20 protein-coding genes and 1 pseudogene are annotated in these 18,565 nt (G+C 59.0%); 7 read left to right on the top strand and 14 right to left on the bottom strand.

Annotation, left to right across the window (positions count from 1 at the left end; all coding sequences use genetic code 11):
• From CPZ01_RS14660 to CPZ01_RS14635, 6 genes are all read right to left on the bottom strand, one after another.
• The gene (locus CPZ01_RS14660; protein WP_096396454.1) at positions 1-1,737 is read right to left on the bottom strand and encodes a hypothetical protein; all 1,737 of its coding nucleotides are present in this window, start codon (positions 1,735-1,737) and stop codon (positions 1-3) included.
• A gap of 28 nt (positions 1,738-1,765) precedes the next feature.
• Positions 1,766-2,188: a hypothetical protein gene (locus tag CPZ01_RS14655; protein ID WP_096396453.1), complete on the bottom strand. Its 423-nt coding sequence runs from the start codon at positions 2,186-2,188 to the stop codon at positions 1,766-1,768.
• 6 nt (positions 2,189-2,194) lie between these two features.
• On the bottom strand, positions 2,195-2,443 hold the full coding sequence (locus CPZ01_RS14650; RefSeq protein ID WP_049987855.1) for a hypothetical protein: 249 nt from the start codon (positions 2,441-2,443) through the stop codon (positions 2,195-2,197).
• 203 nt (positions 2,444-2,646) lie between these two features.
• A complete protein-coding gene (gene xseB / locus CPZ01_RS14645) occupies positions 2,647-2,829 on the bottom strand; it encodes an exodeoxyribonuclease VII small subunit (RefSeq protein WP_096396452.1) in 183 nt (60 codons plus the stop codon).
• 2 nt (positions 2,830-2,831) lie between these two features.
• A complete protein-coding gene (xseA, locus tag CPZ01_RS14640) occupies positions 2,832-3,884 on the bottom strand; it encodes an exodeoxyribonuclease VII large subunit (RefSeq protein ID WP_096396451.1) in 1,053 nt (350 codons plus the stop codon).
• 74 nt (positions 3,885-3,958) lie between these two features.
• Positions 3,959-4,126 carry a DNA-binding protein gene (locus CPZ01_RS14635; protein ID WP_009488216.1) on the bottom strand — a complete coding sequence of 56 codons (168 nt, stop codon included), beginning with the start codon at positions 4,124-4,126 and terminating at the stop codon, positions 3,959-3,961.
• Positions 4,127-4,262: 136 nt separating this feature from the next.
• Here CPZ01_RS14635 and CPZ01_RS14630 point away from each other — a divergent pair, with 136 nt between their 5' ends.
• Together CPZ01_RS14630 and CPZ01_RS14625 are read left to right on the top strand one after the other, a co-directional pair.
• Positions 4,263-4,559, top strand: coding sequence for a helix-turn-helix transcriptional regulator (locus tag CPZ01_RS14630; protein ID WP_096396450.1), 297 nt, complete (start codon positions 4,263-4,265; stop codon positions 4,557-4,559).
• 69 nt (positions 4,560-4,628) lie between these two features.
• Positions 4,629-5,516, top strand: a pseudogene (locus CPZ01_RS14625) (hypothetical protein).
• Between the two features lie 320 nt (positions 5,517-5,836).
• On the opposite strand, the gene CPZ01_RS14620 reads toward CPZ01_RS14625, so the two are convergent.
• The 5 genes from CPZ01_RS14620 to CPZ01_RS14600 form a co-directional block, all read right to left on the bottom strand.
• Positions 5,837-8,119: a copper-translocating P-type ATPase gene (locus CPZ01_RS14620; RefSeq protein ID WP_096396449.1), complete on the bottom strand. Its 2,283-nt coding sequence runs from the start codon at positions 8,117-8,119 to the stop codon at positions 5,837-5,839.
• A 132-nt stretch (positions 8,120-8,251) separates the two neighbouring features.
• Complete coding sequence (locus tag CPZ01_RS14615) at positions 8,252-8,449, bottom strand: heavy-metal-associated domain-containing protein (protein ID WP_004594582.1); 198 nt, start codon at positions 8,447-8,449, stop codon at positions 8,252-8,254.
• Between the two features lie 146 nt (positions 8,450-8,595).
• On the bottom strand, positions 8,596-8,991 hold the full coding sequence (locus CPZ01_RS14610; RefSeq protein ID WP_004594583.1) for a hypothetical protein: 396 nt from the start codon (positions 8,989-8,991) through the stop codon (positions 8,596-8,598).
• 137 nt (positions 8,992-9,128) lie between these two features.
• A complete protein-coding gene (locus CPZ01_RS14605) occupies positions 9,129-9,404 on the bottom strand; it encodes a DUF7521 family protein (RefSeq protein WP_004594584.1) in 276 nt (91 codons plus the stop codon).
• Between the two features lie 3 nt (positions 9,405-9,407).
• Positions 9,408-9,758, bottom strand: coding sequence for an ArsR/SmtB family transcription factor (locus CPZ01_RS14600; protein WP_096396448.1), 351 nt, complete (start codon positions 9,756-9,758; stop codon positions 9,408-9,410).
• A gap of 114 nt (positions 9,759-9,872) precedes the next feature.
• Between CPZ01_RS14600 and CPZ01_RS14595 the strand changes: the two genes are divergently transcribed.
• Positions 9,873-10,433: a DoxX family protein gene (locus tag CPZ01_RS14595; protein ID WP_096396447.1), complete on the top strand. Its 561-nt coding sequence runs from the start codon at positions 9,873-9,875 to the stop codon at positions 10,431-10,433.
• A 30-nt stretch (positions 10,434-10,463) separates the two neighbouring features.
• Complete coding sequence (locus CPZ01_RS14590; RefSeq protein WP_049986209.1) at positions 10,464-10,862, top strand: SHOCT domain-containing protein; 399 nt, start codon at positions 10,464-10,466, stop codon at positions 10,860-10,862.
• Positions 10,863-10,873: 11 nt separating this feature from the next.
• On the opposite strand, the gene CPZ01_RS14585 is transcribed toward CPZ01_RS14590, so the two are convergent.
• Entirely contained in the window at positions 10,874-11,323 is a 450-nt protein-coding gene (locus tag CPZ01_RS14585) for a universal stress protein (RefSeq protein WP_049986208.1), read from the bottom strand.
• A gap of 184 nt (positions 11,324-11,507) precedes the next feature.
• Here CPZ01_RS14585 and CPZ01_RS14580 point away from each other — a divergent pair, with 184 nt between their 5' ends.
• Positions 11,508-12,008 (top strand): CBS domain-containing protein, encoded by a 501-nt coding sequence (locus tag CPZ01_RS14580; protein WP_004594590.1) that lies wholly within the window; start codon positions 11,508-11,510, stop codon positions 12,006-12,008.
• 70 nt (positions 12,009-12,078) lie between these two features.
• On the opposite strand, the gene acnA is transcribed toward CPZ01_RS14580, so the two are convergent.
• Both acnA and CPZ01_RS14570 read right to left on the bottom strand, forming a co-directional pair.
• Entirely contained in the window at positions 12,079-14,862 is a 2,784-nt protein-coding gene (acnA, locus tag CPZ01_RS14575) for an aconitate hydratase AcnA (protein WP_049986207.1), read from the bottom strand.
• A gap of 71 nt (positions 14,863-14,933) precedes the next feature.
• The gene (locus CPZ01_RS14570; protein ID WP_049938510.1) at positions 14,934-15,131 is read right to left on the bottom strand and encodes a heavy-metal-associated domain-containing protein; all 198 of its coding nucleotides are present in this window, start codon (positions 15,129-15,131) and stop codon (positions 14,934-14,936) included.
• Between the two features lie 134 nt (positions 15,132-15,265).
• Here CPZ01_RS14570 and CPZ01_RS14565 point away from each other — a divergent pair, with 134 nt between their 5' ends.
• Positions 15,266-15,856 (top strand): AsnC family transcriptional regulator, encoded by a 591-nt coding sequence (locus CPZ01_RS14565; protein ID WP_049986206.1) that lies wholly within the window; start codon positions 15,266-15,268, stop codon positions 15,854-15,856.
• 94 nt (positions 15,857-15,950) lie between these two features.
• Positions 15,951-18,557, top strand: coding sequence for a heavy metal translocating P-type ATPase (locus CPZ01_RS14560; RefSeq protein WP_004594598.1), 2,607 nt, complete (start codon positions 15,951-15,953; stop codon positions 18,555-18,557).
• Positions 18,558-18,565 lie beyond the last annotated feature (8 nt).

Raw genomic sequence — 18,565 nt, 5'->3', positions numbered from 1 at the left:
CTATGGGTTCCGTTGGAAGATGTCTTCTGGACCGAGCATTCGGAGGAGCCGCTTGCCTGCGTAGAACATCACAAGAAACGGGATGAGCTGCCAGCCGACCTCGAAAATAAATGCGAACCAACCGTCGATGGTGCCGAGCGGATGCCAGCGAGCAGTAGCCGTCGCACTCACATATGCGGGGTTGTGCCCGAGCCACGAACCCGGATGGTACCGTGCCGTGTAGATACCCGGCTCGTCGATCGTCACAATCGCCACCCCGGAGGCGTTGGTCTCGACGCGTTGCTCCGCGATGGTGATGTAGCCGTTGCGAGTGTTCCCGCCAATTGGATATCGTCGGTCGGGATCGCTGAGCACGATCGGTGCGCCGGTCTCGTTGTCTCGGAGTTCGATGCGGAGTGTGGCCTGACTTTCGTTCTGCTGGAGCACCTCAACCGTCAGATTACTGCGCCGGAGCTGCCGCTCTGAGCTAGCGTCAGGTGCCACAATCGAGGCGTTCACGCCCCGTACGATCCCCGCCACCTGGAGCGCGTCGCGGTCGACGTTCTCCGCGCGAACCGCAACACCGTACGTCGTCGTGTACGACTGGTTGACGATGTCGATGTTGATGTTCTCACCGAGCGTTCCGTCCGGAGACGGTCGGTCAGTGCCCCAGGTGTCGATAATCTCTGGGCCATCGCGAACTGGTTCAGCACGCGGGCCGATTCGCGACGGGTACGCGTGAATATAGACCGGAATCGCATCCGACTCGACGGTGGCGCTGTCGGTTCGGTTCGACCTGACGAGTGTATCCCAGTTGGTGTTCCGAGCGGTGTAGAACCGCCAGACGCCACGCACTCGTGCGCTTCCATTCTCCGTCAGCGTGTACCCCTGCCACGGTCTGGACTGGAAAATGGCCACACCGGCGTCACCATTGGGATACTCGGCGTAGTAGGGGTACGCCGAGAGGTCGTAGATCTCGACGGCGATCGAATCCGAGACGTTGAGCGATTCGGTTCGGTACGTGACCTCGACATCAGTCTCGTCGCCTCGGTCGATTCGCGTGGTCTTCTTCAACCGGACGCTGATCTCGGCTTCAAGCGTGAGGTTTGCACTCCAGTCATCCTCGATCTGGTAGTCGAGGGCCGGCGTGTGCGAGCCGTCGCGCTCGACGATGGTTTCGCCGTCCTTCTGCAATCGAACCTCCTCAACCTCGTTGCTCGCGAGCGACCACTCGATCGTCGTGTTCCCCGAAGAGCTCCCGTTCGGGACGCGAACGCGATAGTCGACGAACCCCCGCATCGTGCCGTTCGGCGCGATATAGAGCGGCGTGTCACCCGACTCCAAGTGACCTCGCGTCGACGGCTGCACTGCGAACACCGTGGCGTGGGCGTCCTCGATGAACACCCCGTCTTCGAGCGACGCGTGGCGCGGATGCACAGACGTATCCGACCCACCGGGTTCGAGATCAGCGAAATCGTTTCGCGTCCACGTTGCAGCTGTCGCCGGCGGGCGCGTGAACGTGATGTCCGTCCCGTTTGCGAGTTGGTGCATCGCGGTCCGGCTCTCGCCGTAGCGCTGCTGGTACTCCTCCTGGGTGATGTAGTTGTCCGCGTCGCGAGACCACAGCGTCGCTGATTCATTCTCAGTGAGCCCATTCCCCTCCGTGCCTGGCCGTGGCGGGCTTGCAGTGACGAGACCCGTGACTAAACTCGTCACGAACAGGGCGGCCATTAGCACGGAGAGCTCTCGTTGTGTCATGGGGGCTCGCGACGGGGGTGGTAGTCACCTACCAGGGGGCGAGGTCGACGCACTGCGCCAGCGGGAGGTTCATCATCGACCCAGCGACGGTGTAGAGTGGCCCGAGGGCGACGAGGACGACCGCGGACTTCATCGCCGACCGTTTGTGGCGCTTGAGGCCCTTCTTCTGCTCGGGCGTAATCGTGAACATCTCGATAAGGGAGTCAGCCTGCCACACGACTGCGAGGCCGACAATGCCCAGCGCCGTGGTAAGCTGGAAGAAGCCCTCGATCATGCTGGGAAGGTTGTCTGCGCTACAGACAGCGTTCGTCTGTGCGGCGGCGGGTTCCACAGCGAACAGGCTCAGGACGACGACGATGAACACAGCTTGCCTGGGAAGCCTACTCGATGCCGTGGACTGGCTGTCGGGGCGATTCGAAGCCGTCTCGGAGGGCGTATTGTCCTGTGACATAGCGGGTTACTCCTCTGCGTCGTCGACGAGTGCTTTCAGATCAGCGTAGCGGTTGGTCTCGTCGACGATCTCGTCTTTCGTGTAGCCCTGTTCGCGGGCCCGTTCGAAGAGATCTCGAAGCTCGTCGGGGTCGACGTCGCGAAGCTCCATCTCATCTCGGAGGGCGCGGCGATAGAGGGCGGAACCGTTGATATGGCTGTTCCACGTCAGGTACAGATCATCGATGTCTTCGATGGTGACTGCCCGTGTGATCATATGTGCGGGGTGGGTATGCACCGGTTGAGCCCCGGTCCATGGTGGTGCGATAGCTAGAAGATCGGTATATGCTTTCTGGCCACCAACTGGCGCAAAAATCTAAAGTAAATTATAACCGGAGAGTTCGTTCACCTCGCAAAGGCACCGTTAACCAACAATGGGGTTAGATTCCGTTGACTGTTGGTTAAGACTGAAATCGCGCTCTACTCGAGTTCCACGACCTCTCCACGCCCGTTGTCGAGGATTTCTCGCACCTCGGCCAAGAGTTCCTGACCTTCCTCGTGGAGCCTTGTTCCTTCATCGAGGTCACACTCGTCCGCATCGAGCTGTTTAATGATTTCTTCGACACGGGCCAGCCGGTCGTGGATCTCTTGGTCGTTTGCCACGTTTAGATCACCCCCAACCAAAGCCCAGTGATGGCCAACAACAGCAACAGCAGCACAGCGATTGCGGCCTTGTAGTAGACCGGCGGGAGCCCCTCGGATGCGGCCGCCTCGTCGACTGCTTCGGCGAGTTCCTGTTCGTGTTCGTGCTCCTGCTGGAAGGTTTCGTACGCGGCGTCGAGTTGCTGGGCCAACGGCTTGACCTCGCCCGCGAAGAACTCCTCGCTGGAATTCACGATATACTCGCCAGCGGCCGTCGGCGTGATCGTCGCCACATCCGCGACTTGATCGGCGATTAACCGGTCGTCAGTATGCCCGATCGCCGTGACGGTCGGGGTGTTCGCGGTGAAGATAGCTTCCGCGACCCGCTCGGTGTTGAACGCCTGGAGGTTCGAATCACTCCCGCCGCCACGGCCGACGATGATCGAGTCGACCTCCTCGGAGCGGTCCAGATGGTGGAGGCCGTTCGCGATGGACGTGGGCGCCTCAGACCCTTGGACGGTGGCGTCCTTCACCAGGATGTCGACGGTAGGGTCCTGTTCGTGGATCGCGTTCTGGATGTCATAGCGGGCATCGCCACGGAGGGAGGTTACGACCCCAACCCGCTCTGGGAACGCCGGCGGGCGCTGTTTCTGCTCGTCGTCAAACCACCCACGCTCTTCGAGTTCGCTTCGCAGTCGCTCGACGGCAGCTGCTTGATCGCCGTCGCCGACGACGATCACCTCCCACGGCTTGAGGTCGATTTTCCCGCCTTCGACCCAGTAGTCGATGTCGCCTTCGAGGATGACCTCGGTCCCGTCCCCGAGGTCGACGTCCATGTTGCGGTAACGGTTCGCCCAGAGCATACAGGGGAGCTCGGCGTTACCGTCGGTGAGCGTGAAATAGAGTGCCGTACTGTTCTGGTGGAGGTCTGTGACTTCTCCGATACAGCGGACACCGTGGAGGGCAGGCGTCTCCTCGACGACAGACGCGATTCGGTCGTTCAGCTGTGAAACGCTGAGGACCGCTCTCGAATCGGGGTTGACCGCCTGCCGTTCAGTATCCGGTGCTTCCGCCATGTGCGTCTTCTAATACTGAAGAGCAACTTCAAAAAGCTACGTTCGAGTGATGAGGTCGACTGTGGTACCCCGGACTACAGGTCGCGGGGCTGGACCGTCTTCCGATCGTTCGCTTCGGCACGCTCGGCAGCGTCGTCGAGGAGTTCGGCGGCCTCTTCGTTGAGGGCGTCGTAGAAATCGGCCGAGACGTTGTGATCCGACAGTGCATCCTTCACAGCTGCTTTGACAATCAGGTCAGACATTCCATCACAGGATTCTCTTGTCCACCATATAAAGGTTCGAAGTTTCTCGCCGGGATTTCGGCCATAGTGCTGCCGAGACGCACTCAGGATACCAGAGAGCACTTAATCACCCCGTCAAAAGTAGGGAAACAGACGGATGCACGATTTAACCGGATTCCAGCGAGATATCTTGTACGTGATTACGGGGCTCGAAGAGCCACACGGGCTCGCAGTCAAGGACGAACTCGACGACTACTACGAACAAGAGATCAATCATGGGCGGCTCTATCCAAATCTGGATGACCTCGTCGACAAAGGGCTCCTAGAGAAAGGCGAACTCGACAAACGGACGAACGTGTATACGGTCACGAAACGTGGATTACGGGAGATCGAGGCGCGACGAGAGTGGGAAGACCAGTATCTTGAGGATGAGCAAGCAGCCACGACATCGTAGAGCCGAGTCAGTAGATTAGGGTAGAAGAAGCAAGACTGCTTTACCGATTCCTCACAAAGGTAGAGTGAAATGGACCGGCTCGTCTTCTATCATCATCCACAAGCCGAAAATTTCTCACTCAGATATAGCTCGGCATCACTAGCAGATATCCGGTCTCGACGAGAGCAGTCTGACGAGTCGACCAAGCTGATTGGTTACCCGTTTGAAACATTGGTCTATGTACTCTATGAGGGCGATACAGAGATCGAATCTGCCCAAGATATTGACTTCGACAGGGAGTGACTGAGTGACCGTATTCGTGACCTCCCTCGTGCTGGGCAAGTTGTCGCATTCCGACTGGTGGAATTGCTTGAGGCCGCTGTCGATGTTCGGGACGCGGATGAGTTCCGGCTCTACAAGGAGTTCGAACCGCAGAAGATACAACAGGCACTCGACCACGTCACGTGGGGAGCATCAGTTCCTGAAGTCGCCGGCGAAGTGATGTCGAATTTGATCCTCCGACATTCCCTCCCGAATGCGAATCATCGAACTGGCATCGCGATGCTGCAGTTCTGTATTGAGAGTGTGGACCCAGATTTTGAGATGCCACGAACGCACGTCGACGACGATTCCTGGCGAGAGTGGGTCGATCCCTATATCGTCGATTCCAAGCGGCTCATCACGGTCCGCCGGAACAACCTCCGTTTCAAGCAACTCGAAGAGCTGGACGTCGACCTCGTCGAACGGAAAGACGGGATCCAAATCCGATTAGCCGAGTTCGAGCTGGATATGCACTGGCGAGAAGCCCTCACAGAGTATGCTGGGCAGCACGAATCTCACTGTACGGACTTCGCGCAGGCAGTTCTCGAACGAGCAGGACGGGACGATCTACTTGACCGTCAAGGACCAACGAAACAAGAGTTCATCACGTATCTGGAGAACGGACTGGTCGAACGAGACTTCAGAGAAATGTTTTGATCAGTCGCGAAGCTCGGCGACCGACTGACCAACCTCACGGACGTGTTCACTTCGCTCGAGGTCGAGTTCCTCGGCGAGGTAGTCAACCGTCTCTTCGAGGCTCATATCGGAATAAAGTCCGTCTAACGGTATAAACCTAGTGCTGACGCAGCAGTGTCGCCCATCAGAGGAAGCGTTTGTGTATACCGAACTATACACCCTTCGGGAAAACTGTGGAACCGGTGACCGCATTGCGATACCCACCGAAATTACGCAGGTCGCCATCTGCTGTCCAGCAACCGAATTCAATTGAAAGAAGCTCCGAAGCGATCGGGAGCGTTTCAGTCTGCAGGTTGTGCGTCAGTCGCTGGTGTCCCGCTTGGAAGCTCGGGGATGGACAGGTCCACGCGGCGGAGCAGCTGTGCGTTGATGGCGACGATGACCGTGCTCAACGACATCAGGAGCGCACCCACAGCGGGGGAGAGCAGAATCCCGATCGGTGCCAAGACGCCTGCTGCAAGCGGAAGTGCGAAGACGTTGTATCCGGCGGCCCACACGATGTTCTCCTGCATCTTCCGGTAGCTCGCCTTACTGAGTTTCACGAGTCGCACTACATCCATCGGGTTGTTCTGCACGAGAATGACATCCGCCGACTGGACGGCGACGTCGGTGCCGCTCTCGATGGCGATCCCGACGTCGGCTCGCGTCAGCGCCGGCGCATCGTTTACACCGTCACCAACCATCCCCACGAGCTTCCCCTGGTCTTGGAGTTCCTGGACTTTCTCGTCTTTGTCTTCGGGGAGGACCTCGGCGAACACCGTGTCGATGCCCAGTTCGTCAGCGACAGCGTTGGCGACGTCCTGGGAGTCGCCAGTCAGCATCGCCACTTCGATTCCCAGATCGTGGAGGGCGTCGACGACGCGGAAACTCTCTTCACGGATTACGTCGGCCATCGCGAACGCGGCGATCAACTCACTGTCACGAACGAGATACACCACCGTTTGAGCGTTCTGTCCCGCCTCGTCAGCGAAGCGCTGGAGATGGGCGGGGATCTCGCTATCGAGCTGGGTCAACAGGTTCGGCCCACCGACGTACACCTCGTTTCCATCGACGTTTGCGCGAACCCCTCGCCCTTTGATCGCCTCGAAGGCGGTCGCGTCGGGAGTAGTTAGGTCTCGCTCGTCGGCGGCCTCGCGAATCGCTCGCGCGATCATGTGTTCGGAGTCACTCTCGACGGCTGCCGCCAGCCCGAGCGCGTCGTCCTCGTCGACGCCGTTGACGGTCGCCATATCCACGACGCCGTGTTCGCCCTCGGTAAGCGTCCCTGTCTTGTCGAAGATGATCGCGTCCAGATTCCGTGCGTCTTCCATCGCGATGCGGTCGCGAACGAGCATCCCGTTGCGAGCGGCGAGCGACGTGTTGATCGCGACGACCAACGGGATGGCGAGTCCGAGGGCGTGTGGGCAGGCGATGACGAGCACCGTCACGACTCGCTCGATGACGGTCGCGTCGAACGAGACCGCGACGGTCCACGCAATCGCCGTCACGACTGCCGCCCCGAGCGCGACGTAGAACAGCCAGCCTGCCGCCCGGTCGGCCAGTACCTGCGTCTTGGACTTGCTCTGCTGGGCTTCCTCGACGAGACGCATGATGCCCGCCAGCGTCGTCTCCTCGCCCGTCGCGCCAACACGGACGCGGAGACTACCATCGCCGTTGATGGTGCCGCCGATGACCTCGTCGCCAGGCTCCTTCGAGACGGGCTTGGACTCGCCAGTGATCATCGACTCGTTGACGTCCGAATCACCTTCCTCGACGGTGCCGTCAGCAGGGACACTTGCGCCCGGCCGGACGAGCACGAGATCGCCTTCCGAGAGCTCCCTGACGGGAACCTCCTCGGTTTCTCCGTCGTCGGTAATACGCTCGGCGGTGTCTGGCATCAGTTTCGCCAGTTCGTCGACCGCGCTGGAGGCCCGCCGGACCGACCGCATCTCGACCCAGTGGCCCAGCAGCATGATGTCGATCAGCGTGACGAGTTCCCAGAAAAACGCAGACTGCGTCGGGAAGACCACGCTCGCGAGACTGTAGACGAACGCGACGGTGATCGCCATCGAGATCAACGTCATCATCCCCGGCGACCGGTCTTTCAGCTCCGGCACCGCCATCTGGAGGAACGGCATCCCACCGTACGCGAAGACGATGACCGCGAAGACGGGGTTGATCCACTCGCTGCCCGGGAACGCGGGGACGGAGAACCCGAGCCACTCCTGCAGCATTTCGCTGTATAGCAGGACTGGGATCGACAGGAGCGTCGAGACGAAGAAGCGCCGGCGGAACATCTGCTCGTGGCCCTCGTGCATCCCGCCATGCCCCTCACCGTGGCCCTCATGGGAACCGTGGTCGTGTCCTTCGCCCTCGTGTCCAGCGTGCTCGTGCTGCTCGTCGAGCACCGTCTCACTCTCCGCAGCAGGGTGTGCCTCTTCTTCCAGTAGCTCCTGTTCTACCCGCTGCTCGTCCGACTCGGCGTCCGATTCATCCTGCTCGCCGTGTTCGTGCTGGTGACTGCTGTCGTCCTGCTGGTGTTCCCCTCCAGGGGGATTCTCATTTGTATCTTTGTGGTCGTCCATAGCCCATATTCTCTGTAGAGGTGGATCCGCTGGCCCCCTGAATCTTCCCCACTGAAACTGTACAGCAGGACCAGCGTAGCGAAGCTTCAAAGACAACGGTTGGCCGTTGTCTCGGAGTGGTCCGCGCGATTCTCAGGCGTAAGCGGTGTACCCGGCGTCTTCGACGGCCTCCACGAGAGCTGTGACATTTGCCTCACCATCGACGCTCGCCTGTTCGCTCTCCCTGTCGACGGTCACGTCAGTCACGCCGGATACCTCTTCGAGGGCCTCTTCGACCGTCTGCTCACAGTGACCGCACGTCATGCCTTCCACGATGATCGTCGTCGTCATACAGGGATACACACGGCCTCCTCTCTTTAGCGGATTTCCCCTTCGATCATACTGATATCGTGGGGCTCAAACTTTAGATTCAAAGTGATACCTGCGGCCGTAACGAACTAGACATCGGATGCGCCAGGTGTCAATAGCGAGGTGGCTCAAGTATCGTTGTGACGCTCTCTGTACGTCTTCGCCGCTAAAAAGACATAGAGTGCGCCGATAGCCCGAATGCCCAAGCGGAATCGCTCGTTCCATTCTATCGACTCTGGACGCTCGTACAGGAACGCGGTGGCAAATCTCTGATACAGGTCGGGAAATAAGAGGACTATCGCACCGAACACGCCGGTAAGATTCATCAGCAATGCGTATGCTCGCCCGTTAAAGAGTGAAAGCGCAGCTATCAGAACACCCTCCGACCGGACTGCTGGACGTATCCACCCTCTCACTGTTCCCTCGTCTGGATTCGAAATGGCGAGTTTCTCGAAGAGCTCGACGATTTCGTCCGGGAACAGCGCTGAGATAGCGCCGAGGACACCGACGAGTGTTCGAATCATACGATATGGTACGACCGATATGGATATAACTCCCACTGCGACGCTACACTATCGAGAACGAGGGGAGTCCGAACAGTAGCGGCTTCGAACCGGGCACGACGCGCAGAGGCCGCTTGTCGAATGGGCGTCCTGAATCCTTATGGATTCGGGGCATACAGGGCGTAGAGGATAGACAGCATCCCGGCTGCGGTGACGAGTGCTGCGACGAATCCTGCTTCGAAGATCGACACCTGGAGGAGTTCGAAGAGGACGCCTTCAAGGAGGCCGCCAAGCCCGACCAATGCGAAGCCGGCGGCGACGTACAGGAGTAACTGCGTGTGATGTCGTTGGTACCCGCGATAGGCCTGATATGCGATGACCAGTGCTAACGCGGTCGTGAACAGTTTGCCGATGACGAATAGCGTGTGGTCCATGATTCAGTCTCCCCGCATTTCCTCGAAGATGGTCGTAATCCGGTCGGCGGGGTCAGGCTGGATGTCGATCTGGACATCGAAGCCCTCTGCCTGGAGGAGGACTTCAATACGTTCGAGACGAGCCTCGTACTCGCTGTAGTGCCGTCCTCCGGGGTCGACGTGCGTATACTCTTCGAGGAGGCCCTGCTCGACGAGGCGGGTGACACGGCGCGAGACGGTCGGGCGTGACATGTCACATTCATCGCTGAGTTCCTTCGCAGACAGTCGGTCGGTCTTCGTCGCCACGAGGATGTCGCGAGCGTACTCGTCGTCGAGTGTAGCGAAGATTTCCGACGGGTCGGACTCCTCGGTCACACGTCTCTACTCGCGACAGGAGCGTAATATAGCCCGCCGATTTTCTGACTCAGAACGCCGGCTCGCCGTTATATCGTCTCTGCCTCCGTACTGATAGTTGAAGGTGCAATAACTATGTCCACACTCGACTCCGGCATGAATCAGCTCGAGAGCAGAGTCGGCGGTCTGACCGTCGGCGGGAAAGTTCACAGTCTCAGTGCGTGGTTCGTGCTCGCGCTCCGTCTCATGATGGGCTACGCGTTCGCGTACTCCGGGTTCACGAAGATCACCGGCGAGTTCGCCGCGGGCGGTTACCTGTCGAACGTCGCGGCGACGAACGGGAATCCGCTCGCGGGCCTGTTCGCGTGGATGGGTAGTACGCCGTGGTTCGTCGAGTTCGCGAACATCGCCGTCCCGTGGGGCGAGCTGTTCATCGGCCTCGGCCTGCTCGTCGGCGCGTTCGTTCGCCTCGCGGCGTTCTTCGGCGCGCTCATGATGCTCATGTTCTACTTCGGCAACTGGGACATGGGCCACGGGTTCATCAACGGGGACTTCGCGTACATGCTCGTGTTCCTCGCGGTCGCCGCGTTCGCTGCGGGCCGCATCCTGGGCCTCGACCAGTACATCGAACAGTACGAGATCGGCGGCGAAGCGCTCGTCGAGCGCTACCCCGCCCTCGAATACATCCTCGGCTAACCACGCCGAACTCTCTTCAGGAGTACAATAATGCAAAATCCAATTCAAGCACGCGGGATTCGTTCTCTGGGACTCATCGTCATCGGAGCACTGACGCTAGCCGTCATCATTGGAATGACTCTGACGCACGCTGCTGTTCCAGATACAGTGATGTGGGACTGGCATGACGGGATGTGGAATGATGGTCACATGGCCGGGTGGGGAATATGGAGCTGGGGGATGATGTTGATCGGTTTGCTGTGGATGGCACTTCTGATCGCCCTTCCCGTCTACATCGTCTACTGGCTGACAACGCGGTCGCCATCGGACGGCCCCACCGAGGATAGCGCACTCGCTGTCCTCCAGGAACGGTACGCTCGCGGCGAAATCGACGACGAGGAGTTCGAACGCCGGCGCGCCCGACTCACGCCTGACGGTGGCCGTTACTGACTGTTCTTCCCCTATTCGTCGACTTCCGTCTTCACGACGGTCGCTGGGCGGGTCGTCAATCGAAGGACGCGGTCGGTCACGCTTCCGAGCAAGGCCCGGTATTCTTCCGTCCGGTGTTTCGTTCCAAGTACAAGTAGATCCACATCTTCGACATCAGCATACCGTACAATCGTCTCAGCCGGTCGGCCGTGCTCAATTGCTTTGACAACATTGACACCGACCTCCTTCGCTTTATATTGGATGTCTGCGATTGTTTCCGTTCCAAGTTCTTCGAGGCCATGTTCTGGGCCCTCGGCTTCATCAACGTACTCGTCACCGCTGTATGCTGTTACGACGTCCTCATCGACTACATACAGAACATGAAGCTCGGCAGAATGGGCCTCTGCTAGCGCGATAGCATGGGATTCAGCCTCCTCAGAAGCAACTGTCCCGTCAGTTGAGAGCAAAACCGTATCGTACATTTCTCTTGACTTATTGAGACTAGATTATAAAAACCAGTGCTCTTGGATAGTGGCGTAGCTGGTAACACTTTTTGTAACTTCACAAAGTTTGGAGATTGTCGTCTCTCAGGGTTGAAGAGTGGAGGATTTCTATGACGACCAGCTGATGCTAAGCTATTTCCTGTTATGAGTCGTACTGATTAGCATGGGTACCAGACCAACTGACCTCCGGATGGACATTGGTCGTATTGCTGATGAGTCGGTCGCCCGTGTCACGCCTGACGCCACGGTTGCCGAGATCGCTCACACGATGATCTCCCAATCGCGGTGTGCCAGGTACGTGGTCGTCGAAGAATCCGATCAGATCTCTGGTATCATCACCGATCGAGACCTGATTGCTAACCTGCTCACCGAGGAAAGCGAGTTAAGTGTGCTCACAGCCGAGACGAGTGGAGACGACGTACGAGCTGCTGACGTGATGACGCGTGACCCACTTACTGTGCCAGCAGATGCTGAGATTCCAAAAGTCCTGAGACAAATGAACGAAGCGGGTGCTCGACACGTCCCGGTTGTTGAAGACGGGAGCGTTATCGGGATGATCACTCTGGACGATTTAATTACGCATGTTGCTGGTGAGAGTGCACACGTTTCAGCTCAGATGGATAACGTGGCGGGCATCATCCGAACAGAGTCTACGCACGATTGAAACGCTAATTTGCTGACTCGATGTTATTCGTGTTGCTCATGATTCCAGAAATAGAGTCAGTTGAGAGAGATTATTGCGTGAGGAGCCGTCTAAGGACGTAGTGGAGGATGCCGCCGTGTTCGATATAGGTCACGGCGGCCGGCGTGCCGACCTGTGCTGTGACCGGGAACTCGACAGTCGACCCGTCCGCACGCTCGGCGATAACGGTCAGTTCGTCCATCACGTCGAGCCCGTCATCGAGGCCGTGGATCGTGAAGATTTCCGACCCATCCAGACCGAGAGATTCCCACGAGTCGCCATCATCAAACTGCAGGGGGAGCACACCCATGCCGACGAGGTTGTCGCGGTAGATGCGCTCGTAACTCTCGGCGATGGTTGCGCGAACACCGAGTAGGTCCGTTCCTTTCGCCGCCCAGTCCCGGCTGGAGCCGGTACCGAACTCTTCGCCCGCCATCACGACGAGCGGGACTCCCTCCTCGCGGTAGCGCTGGCTGGCTTCGAACACGGTCGTCTGCTCGTCGGTTGGGTGGTGGATCGTATAGCCACCCTCGACATCGTCGAGCATCTCGTTCTCGATGCGGACGTTGGCGAACGTTCCCCGCATCATCACCTCGTGGTTGCCCCGGCGCGCGCCGTAGGTGTTGAACTCGTGCGGCTCAACGCCGTGATCGAGCAGCCACTGGCCGGCAGGGAGGTCAGATCCGAAGGGGCCAGCAGGGCTGATGTGGTCGGTCGTAACGGTATCGCCGAGTGTCAGCAGGCAGCGTGCATCCTCAATATCGGCGACGCCGGGTTTTTCGAGGGGGAAGTCCTGGAAGAACGGCGGCTCTCGGATGTATGTCGAGTCGTCGTCCCACTCGTAGACGTCACCAGTGGGCGCGTCGAGAGCAGCCCACCGCTCGTCACCCTCGAACACAGAGGCATACTTCTCCTCGAACATCTCAGGAGAGACGTTCTCGTGGATTGCTGCCTGCACGTCCGCTGCGTCGGGCCAGATGTCCGCCAGATACACCGATTCCCCCTCCTCGTCGGTGCCTAGCGGCTCGTTCTCGAGGTCGACGTCCATCCGCCCTGCGAGGCCGTAGGCGACGACGAGCGGCGGGCTCGCGAGGTAGTTCGCGCGGATCTTCGGGTGAATACGCGCCTCGAAGTTCCGATTCCCGGAGAGAACGCTCGTCGTCCAGAGGTCGTGGTCGTCGATCGCTTGCTCGATGGGATCAGGAAGTGGTCCGGCGTTCCCGATACAAGTGGTACAGCCGTAGCCGACGACCGCGTACCCGAGCTCTTCGAGATACGGAAGCAGGCCCGATTCCTCGAGGTACTGCGTGACGACACGACTGCCGGGTGCGAGACTCGTCTTGACGTACGGCGGGACATCTAAACCTTTCTCGACGGCGTTCTGGGCAAGCAGACCAGCAGCGATCATCACCGACGGGTTCGAAGTGTTCGTACAGCTCGTGATGGCGCTGACGAGGACGTCTCCGTGTCCAATTTCCACTGTCTCACCGTCGAGGTCGACCTCGACGCGTTTGGTTAACGGGTGCAGTTCCGATTCGGGTTCGACCTGAACACCGCCGTCGGTCTCCGCACCAGCTGCACCACCTTCGCCGAGCCACCGCTGTAGGGCGTCTTCGTCGACATCATCGAGGTCGTCTTCGAACTCCCCGTGGAGAAGTCCCCGGAAGCTCTGTTTCACGTCCCCCATCGGAATCCGGTCCTGTGGCCGCTTGTGTCCGGCGAGACTCGGCTCAACAGTCGAAAGATCGAACTCGACGACCTCGGTGTATTCCGGTTCCTGTTCTCCGAATAGCCCTTGCGCTTCGAGGTACTCGCGAACAAGGTCGATGTGGGCGGGGTCACGCCCGGTGAGTTCGAGATACTCGAGCGTCTGCTCGTCGACCGGGAACATACTGATCGTCGAGCCCTGTTCGGGCGCCATATTGGCGATCGTGGCCCGGTCGGGGACTGTGAGATTCTCCACACCAGGACCGAAGAACTCGACGAACCGGTCGACGACGCCGACCTCGCGGAGCCGTTCGGTGATGTGGAGCACGAGATCCGTCGCCGTCGCGCCCTCGGGTAATTCGCCTTCGAGGCGGACGCCGACGACCTCGGGAAGTTTCATCGTGACCGGCTGACCGAGCATTGCCGCTTCCGCTTCAATGCCGCCGACGCCCCAGCCGACCACACCGATGCCACCGATCATTGGGGTGTGGCTGTCCGTGCCGACGAGTGTGTCCGGCAGGAGCCATTTCTCACCGTCTCGCTCGCGGGCGTGGACGACCCGGCCCAGATGCTCGAGATTCACCTGGTGGACGATGCCGGTCCCCGGCGGGACGACGTTGAAGTTCTCGAAGGCGTTCTGCGCCCACTTGATCGCGCGATACCGTTCGGCGTTGCGCTCGTACTCCAGTTCGACGTTCTTCTCGTAGGCGTCCTCGGAGTCGAAGTAGTCGACTTGGACGCTGTGGTCGATTACGAGATCAATAGGGATCTCTGGTTCGACCAGGGTCGGGTCCCGATCTTTGCGGTCGACTTCGGATCGAAGGGCCGCCAGGTCGACAACTGCGGGCACGCCAGTGAGATCCTGTAGGACGACTCGTGATGGAGAGAACGGAACCTCTGCGTCCGGTACGTCTGGCTTCCAGCCAGCAGCATTCTTGACATCCGCTGCAGTAACAGTTTCGCCGTCGGCGTTCCGGAGCACCGACTCAAGCAGAATACGGATGCTCACAGGGAGCGTGTCGAGGTCACAGAGCCCCTGCTCTTCGAGTGCTCGAAGATCGGCCATCTTGTACGTCGTCCCGTCGACGTCGAGCTCGCGGACGGCATCGAACGGAAGTGTATCAGTCATAGTATCTACACCTGGGATTGGCAGTCGTATCAATCCCTCTCCGAATCCGATTCGACGAGAATCGGGATTTGTTACGCAGAGGCATCGTATCCAGCGTCTTCGACCACAGTCACAAGCTCATCCCGTTCAGCGGACCCCTCGACCGTCGCGGATTCTGAGTCACGATCCGCAGTAGCGGACGTAACCCCCTCAACTTCTTCGAGTGCCTCTTCGACGGTCTGCTCGCAATGTTCACAGGTCATTCCTTCGACGGTGATTGTCTGAGTCATATCCATTCGTAGATAGGGGCGAGTATTCTATGTGGTTTTCTGCTTAGAATCCAATGTTGTCGCAGCCCTAGATCACCGATTTCGAAGGTGTGTTGTGGGCAACAATAATGTATCCTGCGAGACGAAGCGGTCGTATGCGCAATTTGGATGAAACCGACTTAGAAATCCTCTCGTTACTCGCTGATGACGCCCGCCGCCCGTTCAGCGATATTGGCGAGGAGGTCGACTTGTCGGGGCCAGCCGTTTCTGACCGGGTAAAGCGATTACAGGAAGCTGGCATCATTAACAACTTCACGATTGACGTCAACCGGGCTCATCTCCGAGCTGGTGTACCGGTATTTATTCAGGCCGAAATCGGCTCAGCGTCGTTGGAGGCCGCCCGCGAGCGGGCTCGAGAGTCAGATGGCGTTGAACACGTCTTCACGACCTCCGAAGGAGATCTTTGGTTCTATGCCCGTGTTGAAGCCCAGAACGTACGTCAGTGGGTAGATGGACTCTTTAACGAGATCGATGTAGCAGATTACACCGTCACACTAATTGACGAGCTTGAATGGACGCCGTCCGTTGATGGCGTCGAATTTGCACTCACCTGTGCTGAATGTAACAATACCGTTGATAATCAAGGTGAAACGACGAGAATCGACGGAGAGATCTATCACTTCTGTTGTCCGTCCTGTCTCACACGGTTCGACGATCGGTATCAGCGACTCGAAGAGGGAGCGTAACGCTGTCTTTGGAATCCAAATTTTCCTGCAGTCGAAACCCCGCCTCTCGAAGCAGTAAATCGCCTAAACCTAGACCCCGTATAGTAGAACAAGCATGACAAGCCAAACAATCCATCTTGATATCACGGGAATGTCCTGCGCCAACTGTTCGGCGACGATCCAGGACACTCTCGAATCGCTCGACGGGGTATCGGAGGCGGATGCGAACTTCGCCACCGACGAGGGTTCCGTCACCTACGACCCTGAAGAGGTATCGCTCAAAGAAATCTACGACGCGATCGACGAGGCCGGGTACGGCGCAGTCTCTGAGACGGTAACGATTGCCATCTCCGATATGACCTGTGCCAACTGCGCCGAGACCAACCAAACCGCTCTTGAAAATATTCCGGGCGTCGTTAATGCGGAGGTCAATTACGCAACCGACGAAGCACAGGTCACCTACAATCCTGCGGAAGTATCTATTGGTGCGCTGTACGATGCTATCGAGGAGGCTGGCTACTCGCCCGTCCGCGAAGATGGTGCCGACGAAGAGTCGGGCCAGGACGCACGAGATGCCGCCCGTCAAGCCGAAACTCGGAAACAACTCAGGTTGACCCTCTTTGGGGCAGTGTTATCGGCACCGTTGCTCTTCTTCCTCATCGACAATTATCTGCTCGGTGGCGCGATCGTCCCTGAAGCCGTCTTCGGTGTGGAACTTGGCTGGGTTGAGTTCCTCCTCGCCACGCCGGTACAGGCGATCCTCGGCTGGCCGTTCTATAAGAACTCGTACAAGGCGATCGTGAAGAACGGCCGCGCCAATATGGACGTGCTGATTGCGATCGGTTCAACAACGGCCTATCTATACTCTGTGGCAGTCCTTGCTGAACTCATTGCAGGTGGACTTTATTTCGACACGGCAGCCCTCATCCTCGTGTTCATCACGTTGGGTAACTATCTCGAAGCTCGGTCGAAGGGCCAAGCGGGTGAGGCCCTCCGAAAGCTCCTCGAAATGGAAGCCGAAACGGCGACCATTGTCCGCGAGGACGGCAGTGAAGAAGAAGTTCCGCTTGAAGAGGTCACAACTGGTGACCGGATGAAAATTCGTCCAGGTGAGAAGATTCCCACAGACGGTGTCGTTGTCGACGGTCAGTCTGCCGTCGACGAGTCAATGGTCACTGGCGAATCTGTGCCTGTCGAGAAAGAGGAGGGCGATGAGGTCGTCGGCTCGACGATTAACGAGAACGGCGTCCTTGTCGTGGAGGCGACGAAGGTTGGAGAAGACACGGCCCTCCAACAGATCGTCCAGACAGTCAAGGAGGCCCAGTCGCGCCAGCCCGACATCCAGAATCTCGCCGACCGCATCTCCGCGTACTTCGTGCCTGCGGTCATCGCGAACGCCCTTCTCTGGGGTGTCGTCTGGTTCCTGTTCCCCGAGGCTCTCGCTGGCTTCGTCGACTGGCTCCCGCTGTGGGGTCAGGTTGCTGGCGGCCCGGCCCCGGTCGGTGGGACCGTTTCAGTCTTCGAGTTCGCGATAATTGTCTTCGCGTCCTCGATCCTCATCGCCTGTCCCTGTGCGCTGGGGCTGGCGACGCCCGCAGCGACGATGGTCGGGACGACGATTGGTGCCCAGAACGGCGTCCTGTTCAAGGGCGGTGACATCCTCGAACGCGCAAAAGACGTCGACACGGTCGTCTTCGACAAGACGGGCACCCTCACGGAGGGTGAAATGGAACTCACCGACGTGGTCGTCTTTGATAGCGATGGAAATGTGGTGACTGACGGTGGCGAGCCGACCCCAGATGGTGGACAGCTCAGCACCCGTGAGCGCCTCTCAGAGGATGATGTGCTTCGACTGGCGGCGATAGCTGAAAGCGGCAGCGAACACCCGCTCGCCCGTGCAATCGTCGAAGGGGCCGAAGAACGCGGCCTGGACGTGACTGAGCCTGACGACTTCGAGAACGTTCCGGGCCACGGGATCAAAGCAGTCATTGGTGACAGCGAGGTGCTGGTCGGCAACCGCAAGCTGCTGCGGGACAACGGGATCGACCCCTCTCCCGCTGAGGAGACGATGGAACGCCTCGAGAACGAGGGGAAGACGGCGATGCTGGTCGCCTACGAGGGGGAGCTCGTGGGTGTGGTCGCCGACGCCGACACAGTGAAGGAAAGCTCCAAGCAGGCTGTCACAGCACTCCAGGAGCGGGGAGTTGACGTGATGATGATTACGGGCGACAACGAGCGAACTGCCCGTGCGGTCGCTAAACAGGTGGGTATCGACCCGAAGAACGTCCGCGCAGGAGTCCTTCCTGAGGACAAGTCCAACGCGGTCGACAGTATTCAAGACGAGGGCCGGCAGGCGATGATGGTCGGTGACGGCGTCAACGACGCTCCGGCACTCGCGGTCGCACACGTCGGGACAGCAATCGGCTCCGGCACCGACGTCGCCATCGAAGCTGCAGACGTCACGCTGATGCGAGACGACCCGCTCGACGTGGTAAAGGCGATCCGAATCTCAGACGCGACACTCCAGAAGATCAAACAGAACCTCGTGTGGGCGCTCGGTTACAACACGGCGATGATTCCGTTAGCGTCGCTCGGCCTCCTCCAGCCCGTGCTCGCTGCAGCAGCAATGGCGTTCTCGTCGGTGTCGGTGCTGACGAACAGTCTCCTGTTCCGGCGGTACACCCCCGATCACGACTACAAGCTCTTCGGATTTCTTCGCTAACCGTCACC

This window comes from Halorubrum trapanicum (assembly GCF_002355655.1).
Taxonomy (GTDB): domain Archaea; phylum Halobacteriota; class Halobacteria; order Halobacteriales; family Haloferacaceae; genus Halorubrum; species Halorubrum trapanicum_A.
The sequence above is the reverse complement of the archived record's forward strand: the minus strand, read 5'-3'. Positions and strand labels throughout refer to the sequence as shown.